Raw genomic sequence first — 12,141 nt, 5'->3', positions numbered from 1 at the left:
GGGTTTAGGACGCTGCGCAGCAATCAAGCCGCGCAGGTGGGGCCAACGCGGATTGTCGCGATCGCCGCACGTCAGCCCCCGACCTGCAACCCGTCTGGCGCGCCCTCCGGGCCGGTTAGAGCCCGCCCTCGGTCTCAAGAAAGGAGACGATCTCGGGCACGCCCTGCCCGGATTTCAGCGCGGCCATCACGAAGGGTCGCGGCCCGCGCGCCGCCTGTGCGTCGCTCTGCAGCAGGTTCCGGTCCACCCCCACATAGGGCGCGAGATCCGTCTTGTTGATCACAAGCAGATCCGAGCGCGTCAGCCCCGGTCCTTTCTTGCGCGGGATGTCCTGCCCCGCCGCCGTGTCGATCACATAGATCGTCAGATCGGCCAGCTCGGGGCTGAAGGTCGCGGCGAGATTGTCTCCACCGCTTTCGATCAGGATCACGTCCAGATCCGCAAACCGCGCCCTGAGATCGGCCACCGCCGCGAGATTGATCGAGGCATCCTCGCGGATCGCCGTGTGCGGGCAACCCCCGGTCTCGACCCCGCGGATCCGCTCCAGCGGCAGGGCCTGCGCGCGCATCAGATACTCCGCATCCTCGGAAGTGTAGATATCATTGGTGATCACCGCGACCGAATACCGGTCACGCAGCGCCCGGCAAAGCTGTTCGGTCAGCGTGGTCTTGCCCGCCCCGACCGGCCCCCCGATCCCGACCCGCAGCGGTCCGTTCTCAGACATCCGCCTCGGCCTCCTCTTCTTCGGAAAAGACTTCAAGTGCCGCGTTCAGCGCATTGATCGCACTTGGAAAACCGCCATAAAGCGCCATCTGCCAGATCACCTCGCCGATCTCCTGCTGGCTCAGACCGGCCTTGCGCCCACCCGCGATGTTCACCTTGAGCTGCGGCTTGGTCTGCCCGCCCAGAGCGGTCAGCGCCGCGATGGTCGCGATGTAGCGCTCGCGCAGGGGCAACCCGGGTCGGGCATATTGCCGACCATAGGCAAAATCCACCACGCCCTCGGCCAGCCCGGGCACCAGATGGCCATAGCGGGCCTCGAGCGCGGCCTCCATGCCCGGGTTCAGCTCTTCTGAGAGTGTGCGTCCTGTCTCGGTCGTGGTCATGTGCGGAAAATCCTGACTTCTTGTGTTTCATGGCCCATGGCGGCGAGATCCCCGCGCAGGGCGCTTGTGGCGACCTCTTCCAGAGGCAGCGCCGCGAGACGGGTCGCTTCGGCAGAAATCGCGTCATGCAGCGCCTGCGACACGCGCTGCCCCTCGGTTTGCCCGAGCGGGATGAGACGCACGGCCCCGGAAATCAGCCCCCCCAGAAACGCCTGCAGGTAGAGCGCGACGACCTCCTCGGGCGGCAGGCCGAGGGACCGGGCCCGCGCCCCGACCGCGACGGGATAGGGCAGCGGCGAGAGCTGCTCGGGGCATAACGCGTTGGTCGTCTGCACGAAGGCCGCGCCCTGATCCCGGGTCTCGGACCAACGCTCTGCCGAGGTCGCGAGCGCCTCGGCCGCTTCGGCCAAGACCTCCAACGGATCCCCTGCTGCCGCGCGGGCCACCAGCAGGCCGTCGGTCTGGCAGCTTCCGGCCATGAGCAGGCCTTCGAGCCAGATCCGCAGGCTGTCCACATCGTGGATCTGCCCGGCGGTGATCGCGTGTTCGAGCCCGTGGGAATAGGCGTAAGCGCTCACCGGAAAACCGGGGGAGAGCCATTGGGCAAGGCTCAACCGGCTTTGCAGGGCGCGCGCCGTGCCATCAGTCATGGCTGTGCCCGTGGGAGTGGCCATGGCTGTGGCCGTGGTCGTGGCTGTGCCCGTGTTCATGGGTGTGACTGTGGCTATGCGTCTCCGCCGGTCCATGATCATGGCCCATGGTCCGGCCATGGCCATAGGCGCCGCCCTCGGGCGTGAAGGGCGCGGTCACCTCGGTGACCTCCGCCCCCAGGCCCTGCAACATCCCCGCCAGCACATGGTCATGGCGAATGAACAGCGCATCCTCGGCGATCTGACAGGGTGTGTGGCGGTTGCCGATATGCCAGGCCAGCCGGGTGAGATCGCCTGTCACGCGCAGCAGCGCCTCGGGCGCGGCCTGCACGGCGATCCGGGTGCCATCGGGGTGATCGAACCCGTGCTCGGGACCAAGGCTCACCACTTCGGGCAGGTCGAGCACAAAGGCCCGTCCCCCCTCGGAGACGAGCCGCTTGCGCCGCAGGAACCTGCCCTCGTAATCGAGGCTCAGGCGATCGGTGGCCCCCTCAGCGCTGCTCAGGCGTGTGATCCGGGGCGCGCTCATGCCAGCCCCCATGGGGTCCGCTGAGCACCCTGGCACTGGCTTTCTGCCGCAAATGCCGCTTCAGACAGGCGCGGGTCAGACCCATCCGCGCAAGACCGGTATCCGTCAGCGCGTTCAGGGCGGCAAACTCGGTCGCCATGGCGTGCGCCGCGCGCAGCTCGGACCAGGCCTCCCGAAGGCGCGAAAAAATCCCGCGCGTCGGGTGCAGAGATATCAGGAAATTCGAAACCATAGGATTGGGGATCTTTCGTGTTCGATCTTTCCTCCCGGGCGTATGCTATTGCATACAACCCATTCGGACAGCAAGCAGACGCCCCGCAACCCGGGATTGCACCGGGTGCAGAGCTGTCGGCGTGACGCGGGCTCAGGCCCGGGCAGCCAGCGCGCGCAGTAACGCGTCGCGGGTCGTGTCCATATCCTCGAGCTCTGCCGGGGTCAGCGCAAAGATGCGCTCGGCTTCGAGCTGCAACTCGTGCGCATGGGCCAGCCGGTTGGGCGCGGCCATCACGGCGTCGAAGATGGTGGTGGCCAGGCGCGAGACGGCCGGGCGGTCGAGAACGAGACTTGTCATTGGAAACCTCCGTGGAAAGGGTCACGTGTTTCCTCCCTGTATCCCATGATATGCAATGGTGGACGGCGCTTGGGTAGGCCTGTCTCGGCAAGCCCGGGTTGCGTTCGGAGCATGCCCCGCGCGGGCGGTGGCGCGGCGATCGTGGTTAACGCGATCTTCAGCGCGGCGGCGCAGATTGGGCGGGAGCCGCCGCCCGTGAGACCGAGATGACACGATCCCTTTTCGATGGACTGCCCCTGCCCGACCAGCTTGCCATGCTGCGCGCAAGGCTGCGGGCGTTGAAGGCCGAAGAGGCCGCGATGCGCGCGCAGATCCTGGCTGCCCAGGGCACCGGGGCGCTGCGCGGGTTGGCCTATGACATCCGCATCGTCCACAGCACCCAGCGCAGCATGCTGAAAGAGCGGCTCCCCCTCGAGATCCAGAGCAATCCACGCTTCTTTCGCCGGTCCGAGATTGCGCAGGTCCGTCTGGTGCAGCGGGCACATGTGCCCGCTGCGGACGCGCGAGATGCCAAACCGTCCGGGTCCCTGGGCCACCAGCGGCCTGTGCACGCGGGTCCGCGCAGTCCGGCTTGCCGGACTGCGCCACCGCGCTAGCAACCGCGCAGGTCTCTAGCGGTGAAACCGGTCGCGGAAGACATGGGCGGTGATCTGATCCCGTGCCACCCCAAGCTCGGCCAGCCGCGCATCGGACAAGGCATGGAGTCGCTTGAGCTCGCCCAGTCGCGGGGCCACCGCGCGTTCGGGGTTCACCCCCAAACCAAGCTCTGCAAAGAAAAGATCGATCTGGCTCTGCACGGGATCGGGGCGCACCCCGGGGATTGAAAGATATACGGTCATTGTCAGCCTCTTGGTTGGGGGCCGTAACACGCCCCCTTCCTGCGACAATATAGCGCAATCCTGTCATGGATCCCGTCTCTCCGGTCTGTTTCCTGGATCGTCTGCCGGGGACTGCCCGGTAATCCGGCACCGGGCCCGTGCTACGCCCGTTCCCGACGCGCTTATGGTCCCCGCTTCTGCGCGCGTGGCGCATGGATCAGAACATGAAATACCGCTGGGCCAGCGGCAGTTCCGTCGCAGGCTCGCAGGTCAGCAACTCGCCATCCGCGCGCACCTCATAGGTCTCGGGATGCACCTCGACCTCGGGCGTGGCGTTGTTCAACACCATGGAGGACTTCCCGATCTCGCGGCAGTTCTCGACCGCAAGCGTCTGCTTGGCCAGCCCGAGCCCCCCGCCGATCCCGGCGGCCTGCGCCGCTTGGCTGACAAAGAGCACGGCCGAGTTTTCGACCGAGCGGCCATAGGCGCCGAACATCGGTCGGGTATAGACCGGCTGCGGCGTCGGGATGGAGGCATTCGGATCGCCCATTTGGGCGCAGACGATCGTGCCGCCCATCAGGACCATCTCGGGCTTCACGCCGAAAAAAGCCGAACTCCAGAGACACAGATCGGCGCGCTTGCCCACCTCAATCGAGCCGATATGGCTGCTGATCCCATGGGCGATGGCCGGGTTGATCGTATATTTTGCCACGTAGCGGCGCACGCGCAGGTTGTCATTGTCGCCGGTCTCATCCGACAGACGCCCGCGCTGCTTCTTCATCTTGTCGGCGGTCTGCCAGGTGCGAATGATCACCTCACCCACCCGGCCCATGGCCTGACTGTCCGAAGCGATAATCGAAAACGCCCCCATATCATGGAGGATATCCTCGGCGGCGATGGTCTCCTTGCGGATCCGGCTCTCGGCGAAGGCCACATCCTCGGGGATGGCCTTGTCCAGATGGTGGCAGACCATGAGCATATCGAGATGCTCTTCGAGGGTGTTCACCGTGTAGGGCATGGTCGGGTTGGTGGAGCTCGGCAGGACATGCTCCTCGCCCACGACCTTCATGATGTCGGGCGCATGTCCGCCGCCCGCACCTTCGGTGTGGAAGGCATGGATCGTGCGGCCTTTCATGGCGCCGATCGTGTTCTCCACAAAGCCGCTCTCGTTCAGGGTGTCCGTGTGGATCATCACCTGCACATCCATGTCATCGGCCACGCTCAGGCAGCAATCGATGGCCCCGGGCGTGGTACCCCAATCCTCGTGCAGCTTCATGGCGCAGGCCCCGGCCTCCACCATCTCGACCAGCGCGCCGGGCAGGCTCGCATTGCCCTTGCAGGACAGGCCGAAATTCATCGGGAAGGCGTCGAGCGACTGCAGCATCCGCCCGATATGGAATGACCCGGGCGTGCAGGTCGTGGCCAACGTGCCATGGGCCGGACCGGTGCCGCCGCCGAGCATGGTGGTGACGCCGGAATGGAGCGCATCCTCGATCTGCTGCGGGCAGATGAAATGGATATGGCTGTCAAACCCGCCCGCAGTGAGGATCCGTCCCTCGCCCGCAATCGCCTCGGTGCCCGGGCCGACGATGATGTCGACGCCGCTCTGCGTGTCGGGATTTCCGGCCTTGCCGATGGCCGCGATGACGCCGTCGCGCAGGCCCACATCGGCCTTGTAGATGCCCGTATGATCCACAATCAGCGCATTGGTGATGACGGTATCCACTGCGCCCTCGGCGCGGGTGGTCTGGGCCTGACCCATCCCGTCGCGGATCACCTTGCCGCCGCCGAACTTCACCTCTTCCCCATAGGTGGTCAGGTCCCGCTCGACCTCAATGATCAGGTCCGTATCCGCGAGCCGCACCTTGTCGCCCGTCGTGGGACCATACATGTCAGCATAAGCGGCGCGAGAGATCTTGGCGGGCATGGGCAGTCCTTGGGTCAGTCGGTCTTGGATATCTGTTCTGCGGCAGTTTAGGCCCCCGGCCCGGAAATGCAGCAAGGAAGCGCATTTTCAGGCAATCCAACCGCCCCGGAGGCCGCGCGCCGCCCAAAAATCAGGCAGCGCACTCAGCGAATTCACTGCATCTTGCGGGGGCCGCGCTTGACCAGACGCTTGCGGTTCGCATTGGTCGCCTTGTTCAACCGCTTGATCGAGGCATCCATGACCTGTGCCGGGTCCTTGCCCTGCATCGCGGCCACGAGGCCATCACTGCCGGACTTGATGAAGACCTTGGGTTTCTCGGCCACCATCCGCCAGTTCTCGTCAAAGGGCGTGTTCCAGAACCCCGCCATGCCCATCATGCGGAGCATGATGACCGAGTTGGTCTCGAACCCCAGACGCCAGACATTCGCGCCGGTGCTGAGATAGTCGAACATGTTGGAGGTATGCTTCATGGGGGCTGCTTTCACTTGGGGCAGAGGCACTGACAATCACGGTCTCTGGTGGGGCAAGGCGCGGGCCCCGGGGGCCCATGCCGATCTTGGAACGGGGCTGCGCCCCGGGATTACGCCTTGCTGGGCGCGGGTTTGGTCGTCTTGGCCTTCGCCGCCGGCGTCTTGGCAGGGGCTGCCTTGGCCTCGGGCTTGGGCGTGGCTTCGGCCACCGTTTCCGGCATGGGCGCGAGGCTCACGGTCTTCTTGCGCGGCGTCCGGCGACGGGTGGGCTTCGGCGCGGCGCTGGCCTCGGCGGCGGCAGGAGCGGCCTTGGCGGCGGGTTTCGCCGCCGGTTTCGGCGCAGCTTTCGCAGCGGGCTTCGGCGCGGCTTTCGCAGCGGGCTTCGGCGCGGCTTTCGCAGCGGGCTTCGGCGCGGCTTTCGCAGCAGGCTTCGGCGCGGCCTTCGCAGCGGGCTTCGGCGCGGCTTCGGCAGCAGTCTTCGGTGCGGCCTTGGCAGCCGGCTTCGGCGCGGCCTTCGCAGCAGGCTTCGGCGCGGCCTTCGCAGCAGGCTTCGGCGCGGCCTTCGCGGCAGGCTTCGGTGCAGCCTTCGCGGCGGGCTTCGGCGCGGCTTTCGCGGCAGGCTTCGGCGCGGCCTTCGCGGCAGGCTTCGGTGCTGGCTTCAGCTTGGTCACCGTGGCGCTTTTGGCGGACGCTTTCGCGGGCATCTCCAGCGCTGTCGCCGCCATGGCGGCTGCTGCGGTCTTGGCAGCGGCCTGCGTGCCGGTCTTTGCGACCGGTGCCGAGGACTTGAGGATCTGCGTGCGCAGGCTCACCGAGTTCGGCGAATAGACATTGGCCAGTTTGAAGGCGCTCTCGGCCATCTGCATCTGCATCTCGACAGACATCTGCCAGAATTTCATGCCGCTGGCCCAGAAGTCCATCGGCGTCCTAAGGTTGGTCATTACAGTGCTCCCATAATCCCCTGATTGAATCCGTAGATCTTGCGCGCCCCCCCGAACGGCACAAGCGTGATGTCGCGGGTTTGTCCGGGCTCAAACCGGACCGCCGTTCCCGCAGCGATATCGAGCCGCATCCCCCGCGCCGCATCCCGATCAAAGGAAAGCGCCGCGTTGGTCTCGGCAAAATGGTAATGGCTGCCCACCTGCACGGGGCGGTCACCGGTATTGGCCACGGTGAGGGTCAGCGCCTCGGCCTCGGCATTCAGCGTGATCTCGCCCTCGGCGGGCATGATTTCCCCCGGAATCACTGGCCTGTCCCCCCGCCGCGACGGTGCGGCGGTTCGGGCCGCACGCGCACGGGTACGGGCCGGGTGGCAGGGGCCGGAAACAGGCGGTCGAGGGCGGCGCGCAGGCGGTCGATCAGATCTTGCATGGTCTCGTCTCCTCGGGTCATCGAATGGGGTGGTGGACAGTCACGAGCTTGGTGCCATCGGGAAAGGTCGCCTCGACCTGCACGTCATGGATCATCTCGGCGATGCCTGGCATGCATTGATCGGCCCGCACCACGCTGGCCCCGGCCTGCATCAGGTCGGCGACACTGCGCCCATCGCGTGCGCCTTCGACCACGTAATCCGTGATCAGCGCGATCGCCTCGGGGTGGTTCAGCTTGACGCCACGCTCCAGTCGCCCGCGCGCCACCATGGCGGCGAGGCTGATCAGCAGCTTGTCTTTCTCCCTAGGGGTGAGGTTCATGTCCTCTCCTCTCTCGTCTGTCGTCTTTTCACATGGAGGCGCGGCCTGCGCCTCTCAAGCCCGTCCCGGCGCGAAGCGGTCCCCTGTGGCCACACGCCGCTCATACCTGCCACACCCGGGGCATGGCGCGCCCGTCCCGCAACAGCTCCAGCAGCGGCACAAGCGCCTGTTTCAAGGGCTGCGCATCGGCCGCCATGGCCCGGACAACCAGCTTGCCATCCCAGGCCGAGGCGGCCCAGTCCACACCCTCGGGTGCCAGCCGGCGGACCGCATCGCGGGCAGTTTCCGCCGCAGGGGCCAGAAACACAACCGTCGAGATCGCCCGCGCCCCGTCCATGCAGACCGGGTGGTCGAGCGCATCGGGGCCGAGGGCAAAGGGCTCCCACAGAACAAGCCGGCCATCACGGCGAACCTTCCGGTCATCGCGCAGGGCCACCTCGGCCAAAGCCTCGCCCATGGCCGCGCGACCGAAGACCAGCGTCTCGACCCAGAGCAGCGAGGCATCCCCCGCCAGGGCGATCCGGGTCTCGCGGCGCGTCGCGCTGCCGTCAAAGAGGATCGTCTCCTGCGGCAGCCAGTCCAGCCGACCGCCCGCACCGACGCTCAGATCCACGCGGATCTCGCCCGCCCCCTCCGCCGCGCGATAGGCGCGCTCGGCGGTCTGGGTCGCCGCGGTGGCCCGCGCGCCCGGCGCCAGGTCGAGCCCGTAGGACAGCCGGTCGCCACCGGTGATCCCGCCCGCGGTGTTCAGAAACACCACCTCGGGGTCGATGGAATGGGTGCGCGGCAGCATCGCCTTGGCGCAGCCCTGCTGAGCCAGATCCCGCAGCCGTGTCTGTCCGGCCCCATTCACGCCCAACGCCACACGGGCCACACCGACACTGCGTTGCAGGCGGGGGGACGAGGACGTCGCGGGAATATGGTCGAGCATGAAGGCTCCTTTCCCGCGCACCCTGCCCCGCCAGCCGCCGGGCTGCAATTCCACGCTATGCCGCAGTGCAGAAAGATCCCGCCCTGTGGCAGATCCGCCTTCGTGCGCCGCGCGATTGCCGGGCGAAGCGCTCAATAAATGTGCAGCACCCGGGCCCCTGGCCCTCTGGCTCTGGGCGGTCCCATCGGGTAGGACCCAAACGCACCGCTGCGGCGGGAGAGTTACGAGCCGAGAGGAAATCACATGCGTCTGACCCTGCGCCGCCCGGATGACTGGCATCTTCACCTGCGCGACGGCGAGATGCTCAAGGGCGTGCTGCCCGAGACGGCCCGTCACTTCGCCCGCGCGATCATCATGCCGAACCTCGTGCCGCCGGTGGTGCGCGGGGACGATGCGGCGGCCTATCGCGACCGGATCCTGCAAGCCCTGCCCGAGGGGATGACCTTTGCGCCGCTGATGACGCTCTATCTGACCGAGGAGACCGATCCGCAGGATGTGGCCGCCGCCCATGCCTCGGGCCTTGTGACAGCGGTAAAGCTTTACCCGGCTGGGGCGACAACGAATTCAGCCTCCGGCGTGCGGGATTTCGACAAGGTGCGCCCGGTGCTGGAAAAGATGGCCGAGATCGGCCTGCCGCTGTGTTTTCATGGCGAGGTCACCACGCCCGAGGTGGATATCTTCGACCGCGAGGCTGTGTTCATCGACACGGTGCTCGACCCGTTGCGCCGCGCGACGCCGGGCCTCAAGGTGACGATGGAGCATATCACCACCGCCGATGCGGTCACCTATGTCACCGAGACGGCGGGCCATATCGGCGCCACGATCACGACCCATCACCTGATGATCAATCGTAACCACATGCTGGTGGGCGGGATCCGGCCCCATTACTACTGCCTGCCTGTGGTCAAGCGCGCCTCCCATCAGGAGGCTTTGCGCAAGGCCACCATTTCGGGCAATCCGCGCTTTTTCCTCGGGACCGACAGTGCGCCCCATACCGATGACAACAAGGAAACCTCCTGCGGTTGCGCGGGCGTTTTCTCGGCCTCCAACACGATGGCCTGTCTTGCCCATGTGTTCGAAGAAGAGGACGCGCTCGACAAGCTCGAAGGGTTTGCCAGCCTGCACGGCCCGGCCCATTACGGGCTGGCACCGAACGAGGCCACGATCACCCTGGAGCGCAGCGAGACCCCGGTGCCCTACCCGGCGCGGATCGAGACCGGTGCGGGCCCCGTGACCCTGTTCGACCCGGGTCACCCGCTGCATTGGCACGTGCGCGACTGAGCATCTTCGCGCCAGCGCGCGGCGTTGCCGGGCCCGCGAGGTGACCGGGCGCGCAAGATCGGTTAACGTTCTCCTGACGCCGCCCGTGCGGTGTTGGACATGCTCGGCGTTTTTGCCGAGTGCCGTGTCCTGTGTTTGAACACAAAGGAAATTTCATGCTCCGATCCGTTTGCCTCGCAAGCTCCGCCCTCGCCCTCAGCGCCGTCATGGCGCAGGCCGCCCCGGTCACGGCGATCTCCGAACTCTCGATGAGCCATTCCTTCATCATCAACAGCGGCAGTCGGCCGACCGGGATCGAGATCGAGACCGCGCCGGATTCGCTGACCTTGGAAGGACAGGCAGAGAGCCAGGTGGATGGGGCGGGTTTCACCACCACCGAGTCCAGTGACGTTCAGGTCGGAAACTCCTTCTCCGATCCGCCGCTCCCCTTCGAGGCGCAGCGGTCGCAAACCCAGGTCAATCTTGGCAACGGGGACGTGGCCACCGCAGGCTATGACGTGTCCATCCTGGTGGTAAACGACCCGGATCTCGGCAATTCCGCGAACGCCCCGACCCGGCGCGAGATCGAACAGTTCGGGATCGCGGCTGTGTCCAATGCGGCCGATCCGATCAACGGCTCGGCCATATCGGACTTCAACAACACGCGGGACTACCGCTTCACCAATATCACGAACGACACGATCTCCTTCAACATCGTCGGGCAGTTCGAGGCCGAGATGCGGGCGGAGCATCAGGGGCCCGAGGGGTTCGCCCGCACCTCCGGCAGCTTCGAGGTGCTGTTTGAGACCGGGCCCGGCGTCGACATCACCTACTTTCCCGTCGCGCCCTACCTGATCACCGTGGACGAGGACGACCCCAATGCCTCCGTCGCGGAGATGTTCTTTGCCGATGATGGCGCGGTCGCGGGCGTGACCTTTTCCGGCGGGGCCTCGGCCATCGCCGATGGCACGGAGGTCGTCGCAAGCCTGAGCGCCCAGAGCCGCTACGTCTTCGGCGTCACGCTGGAGGGCGGCGCGTCGATGATGCTCGAAACCGCGTTCTCGCAGGTCAACGCCGTGCAGGTCGCCATCCCCGACATCCCGCCCGTCCCCCTGCCGGCGAGCCTGCCGCTGCTGCTGGCGGGTGTGGGGGGCGTCGCCGCCCTGCGCCGCCGAAGCCGCTAGGCCCTGCCCTGCGGCACCGCGCGCAGCACCGCCGCAGGGGTTCAATCCGGGCGCGGATTGTTTTAGGGGGAGGCGATCCACATTCGCGAGGCCGCCATGATCCCCACCAGCTTTCCCGACAAAGCCGAAATCGCCCGTCTGACCGCGTCGATGCTGCTCGAGATCGAAGCGGTGCATTTCAACGCGCGCGAGCCTTTCATCCTGGCCTCGGGCCTGCCTTCGCCGACCTATATCGACTGCCGCAAGCTGATCTCCTTTCCGCGGATCCGCACCACGCTGATGGATTTCCTGACGGTGACCGTGATGCGCGAGGCCGGGTTCGAGGCGTTCGACAACGTCGCCGGTGGCGAGACTGCGGGCATCCCCTTCGGCGCGCTGGTGGCCGAACGCATGGCCCTGCCCATGACCTATGTCCGCAAGAAGCCAAAGGGCTATGGACGCGACGCCCAGATCGAGGGCGTGATGACCGAAGGCCAGCGGGTGCTGCTGGTCGAGGACCTGACCACCGATGGCGGCTCCAAGTTGAAATTCGTCGACGCGATTCGCAAAACGGGTGCGGAATGCGGGCATACGGCGGTGATTTTCAGCTATGGAATCTTCCCCGACACCGAGGCCAATCTGGCCGCCCATGGCGTGAAACTGCACCATTTATGCACGTGGTGGGATGTGCTTGCCGAGGCCCGAGAGCGCGGCAGCTTTGATGCCGAAACGCTTGGCGAGGTTGAAACATTTTTGAACGCGCCGCGCGCCTGGCAAGAGGCCAACACACCCGCCTGACACCCTGCGACGGCGGGTCGCAAGCAGGGTTTCGCCGCCTGTGGACAATTTCCGGGCAGGGAAAAAACTTCGCCCGGTGACGTGGCGAAATCGCACAACCGGTTGACCCGAGCTACCCTGCAACCGCAAGATGCGGGGGCAATCCCGACGTTTTTAGTTATGCACAGAGTTACCAACAATTGCTCTGGCGGACCCGTTGGGCCATAGGAGATGTCCAACGCAATGGG

General features: G+C 66.2%; 18 protein-coding genes. 4 read left to right on the top strand and 14 right to left on the bottom strand.

What is annotated here, in order from left to right; translation table 11 throughout:
* Positions 1-115: 115 nt before the first annotated feature.
* The 6 genes from ureG to ACP15I_RS03260 all read right to left on the bottom strand — a co-directional run bounded on the left by ureG (position 116) and on the right by ACP15I_RS03260 (position 2,856).
* Positions 116-724, bottom strand: a complete 609-nt coding sequence (ureG, locus tag ACP15I_RS03285; protein WP_424966863.1) for an urease accessory protein UreG — start codon at positions 722-724, stop codon at positions 116-118.
* Positions 717-1,106 (bottom strand): carboxymuconolactone decarboxylase family protein, encoded by a 390-nt coding sequence (locus ACP15I_RS03280; RefSeq protein ID WP_424973869.1) that lies wholly within the window; start codon positions 1,104-1,106, stop codon positions 717-719. Before ACP15I_RS03280 ends, ureG begins: the two co-directional genes overlap by 8 nt.
* Positions 1,103-1,756 carry an urease accessory protein UreF gene (locus ACP15I_RS03275; RefSeq protein WP_424974114.1) on the bottom strand — a complete coding sequence of 218 codons (654 nt, stop codon included), beginning with the start codon at positions 1,754-1,756 and terminating at the stop codon, positions 1,103-1,105. Before ACP15I_RS03275 ends, ACP15I_RS03280 begins: the two co-directional genes overlap by 4 nt.
* Positions 1,749-2,285, bottom strand: a complete 537-nt coding sequence (locus tag ACP15I_RS03270) for an urease accessory protein UreE (RefSeq protein ID WP_424973868.1) — start codon at positions 2,283-2,285, stop codon at positions 1,749-1,751. The genes ACP15I_RS03275 and ACP15I_RS03270 overlap by 8 nt, the downstream gene beginning before the upstream one ends.
* Positions 2,248-2,424, bottom strand: a complete 177-nt coding sequence (locus tag ACP15I_RS03265; protein WP_424973867.1) for a hypothetical protein — start codon at positions 2,422-2,424, stop codon at positions 2,248-2,250. The genes ACP15I_RS03270 and ACP15I_RS03265 overlap by 38 nt, the downstream gene beginning before the upstream one ends.
* Positions 2,425-2,649: 225 nt before the next feature.
* Positions 2,650-2,856: a hypothetical protein gene (locus tag ACP15I_RS03260; RefSeq protein ID WP_424966867.1), complete on the bottom strand. Its 207-nt coding sequence runs from the start codon at positions 2,854-2,856 to the stop codon at positions 2,650-2,652.
* Between the two features lie 206 nt (positions 2,857-3,062).
* Between ACP15I_RS03260 and ACP15I_RS03255 the strand changes: the two genes are divergently transcribed.
* Positions 3,063-3,452: a hypothetical protein gene (locus ACP15I_RS03255; protein WP_424973866.1), complete on the top strand. Its 390-nt coding sequence runs from the start codon at positions 3,063-3,065 to the stop codon at positions 3,450-3,452.
* 15 nt (positions 3,453-3,467) lie between these two features.
* Here ACP15I_RS03255 and ACP15I_RS03250 read toward each other — a convergent pair whose 3' ends face one another.
* The 8 genes from ACP15I_RS03250 to ACP15I_RS03215 all read right to left on the bottom strand — a co-directional run bounded on the left by ACP15I_RS03250 (position 3,468) and on the right by ACP15I_RS03215 (position 8,693).
* Complete coding sequence (locus tag ACP15I_RS03250) at positions 3,468-3,695, bottom strand: hypothetical protein (protein WP_424966871.1); 228 nt, start codon at positions 3,693-3,695, stop codon at positions 3,468-3,470.
* Positions 3,696-3,891: 196 nt separating this feature from the next.
* Positions 3,892-5,601 (bottom strand): urease subunit alpha, encoded by a 1,710-nt coding sequence (gene ureC / locus ACP15I_RS03245; protein WP_424973865.1) that lies wholly within the window; start codon positions 5,599-5,601, stop codon positions 3,892-3,894.
* A 152-nt stretch (positions 5,602-5,753) separates the two neighbouring features.
* Positions 5,754-6,071: a hypothetical protein gene (locus ACP15I_RS03240; protein WP_424966873.1), complete on the bottom strand. Its 318-nt coding sequence runs from the start codon at positions 6,069-6,071 to the stop codon at positions 5,754-5,756.
* 110 nt (positions 6,072-6,181) lie between these two features.
* A complete protein-coding gene (locus tag ACP15I_RS03235) occupies positions 6,182-7,012 on the bottom strand; it encodes a hypothetical protein (protein ID WP_424973864.1) in 831 nt (276 codons plus the stop codon).
* Positions 7,012-7,317 (bottom strand): urease subunit beta, encoded by a 306-nt coding sequence (locus ACP15I_RS03230; protein WP_424966875.1) that lies wholly within the window; start codon positions 7,315-7,317, stop codon positions 7,012-7,014. The genes ACP15I_RS03235 and ACP15I_RS03230 overlap by 1 nt, the downstream gene beginning before the upstream one ends.
* A complete protein-coding gene (locus ACP15I_RS03225) occupies positions 7,314-7,442 on the bottom strand; it encodes a hypothetical protein (protein ID WP_424973863.1) in 129 nt (42 codons plus the stop codon). The genes ACP15I_RS03230 and ACP15I_RS03225 overlap by 4 nt, the downstream gene beginning before the upstream one ends.
* Positions 7,443-7,459: 17 nt before the next feature.
* Positions 7,460-7,762 carry an urease subunit gamma gene (locus ACP15I_RS03220; protein ID WP_424966877.1) on the bottom strand — a complete coding sequence of 101 codons (303 nt, stop codon included), beginning with the start codon at positions 7,760-7,762 and terminating at the stop codon, positions 7,460-7,462.
* A 100-nt stretch (positions 7,763-7,862) separates the two neighbouring features.
* Entirely contained in the window at positions 7,863-8,693 is an 831-nt protein-coding gene (locus ACP15I_RS03215; RefSeq protein ID WP_424973862.1) for an urease accessory protein UreD, read from the bottom strand.
* Between the two features lie 243 nt (positions 8,694-8,936).
* Here ACP15I_RS03215 and pyrC point away from each other — a divergent pair, with 243 nt between their 5' ends.
* The 3 genes from pyrC to ACP15I_RS03200 all read left to right on the top strand — a co-directional run bounded on the left by pyrC (position 8,937) and on the right by ACP15I_RS03200 (position 11,914).
* Entirely contained in the window at positions 8,937-9,974 is a 1,038-nt protein-coding gene (pyrC, locus tag ACP15I_RS03210) for a dihydroorotase (protein WP_424973861.1), read from the top strand.
* A gap of 155 nt (positions 9,975-10,129) precedes the next feature.
* On the top strand, positions 10,130-11,137 hold the full coding sequence (locus ACP15I_RS03205) for a VPLPA-CTERM sorting domain-containing protein (protein WP_424973860.1): 1,008 nt from the start codon (positions 10,130-10,132) through the stop codon (positions 11,135-11,137).
* Between the two features lie 96 nt (positions 11,138-11,233).
* Positions 11,234-11,914 carry an orotate phosphoribosyltransferase gene (locus tag ACP15I_RS03200; protein ID WP_424973859.1) on the top strand — a complete coding sequence of 227 codons (681 nt, stop codon included), beginning with the start codon at positions 11,234-11,236 and terminating at the stop codon, positions 11,912-11,914.
* Positions 11,915-12,141 lie beyond the last annotated feature (227 nt).

It is taken from the genome of Dinoroseobacter sp. S124A (assembly GCF_049801015.1).
In the GTDB taxonomy this organism is placed as follows: domain Bacteria; phylum Pseudomonadota; class Alphaproteobacteria; order Rhodobacterales; family Rhodobacteraceae; genus Dinoroseobacter.
Note: the sequence above shows the minus strand (reverse complement) of the source record. Positions and strands in the feature narration are given on the sequence as shown.

Coding starts and splice junctions, on each gene's coding strand:
- pyrC (WP_424973861.1), top strand. CDS start 8,937: ATGCGTCTGACCCTGCGCCGCCCGGATGACTGGCATCTTCACCTGCGC.
- ureC (WP_424973865.1), bottom strand. CDS start 5,601: ATGCCCGCCAAGATCTCTCGCGCCGCTTATGCTGACATGTATGGTCCC.
- ACP15I_RS03260 (WP_424966867.1), bottom strand. CDS start 2,856: ATGACAAGTCTCGTTCTCGACCGCCCGGCCGTCTCGCGCCTGGCCACC.
- ACP15I_RS03240 (WP_424966873.1), bottom strand. CDS start 6,071: ATGAAGCATACCTCCAACATGTTCGACTATCTCAGCACCGGCGCGAAT.
- ACP15I_RS03235 (WP_424973864.1), bottom strand. CDS start 7,012: ATGACCAACCTTAGGACGCCGATGGACTTCTGGGCCAGCGGCATGAAA.
- ACP15I_RS03215 (WP_424973862.1), bottom strand. CDS start 8,693: ATGCTCGACCATATTCCCGCGACGTCCTCGTCCCCCCGCCTGCAACGC.
- ACP15I_RS03225 (WP_424973863.1), bottom strand. CDS start 7,442: ATGCAAGATCTGATCGACCGCCTGCGCGCCGCCCTCGACCGCCTGTTT.
- ACP15I_RS03255 (WP_424973866.1), top strand. CDS start 3,063: ATGACACGATCCCTTTTCGATGGACTGCCCCTGCCCGACCAGCTTGCC.
- ACP15I_RS03205 (WP_424973860.1), top strand. CDS start 10,130: ATGCTCCGATCCGTTTGCCTCGCAAGCTCCGCCCTCGCCCTCAGCGCC.
- ACP15I_RS03270 (WP_424973868.1), bottom strand. CDS start 2,285: ATGAGCGCGCCCCGGATCACACGCCTGAGCAGCGCTGAGGGGGCCACC.
- ACP15I_RS03265 (WP_424973867.1), bottom strand. CDS start 2,424: ATGGCGACCGAGTTTGCCGCCCTGAACGCGCTGACGGATACCGGTCTT.
- ACP15I_RS03280 (WP_424973869.1), bottom strand. CDS start 1,106: ATGACCACGACCGAGACAGGACGCACACTCTCAGAAGAGCTGAACCCG.
- ACP15I_RS03250 (WP_424966871.1), bottom strand. CDS start 3,695: ATGACCGTATATCTTTCAATCCCCGGGGTGCGCCCCGATCCCGTGCAG.
- ACP15I_RS03275 (WP_424974114.1), bottom strand. CDS start 1,756: ATGACTGATGGCACGGCGCGCGCCCTGCAAAGCCGGTTGAGCCTTGCC.
- ACP15I_RS03200 (WP_424973859.1), top strand. CDS start 11,234: ATGATCCCCACCAGCTTTCCCGACAAAGCCGAAATCGCCCGTCTGACC.
- ureG (WP_424966863.1), bottom strand. CDS start 724: ATGTCTGAGAACGGACCGCTGCGGGTCGGGATCGGGGGGCCGGTCGGG.
- ACP15I_RS03220 (WP_424966877.1), bottom strand. CDS start 7,762: ATGAACCTCACCCCTAGGGAGAAAGACAAGCTGCTGATCAGCCTCGCC.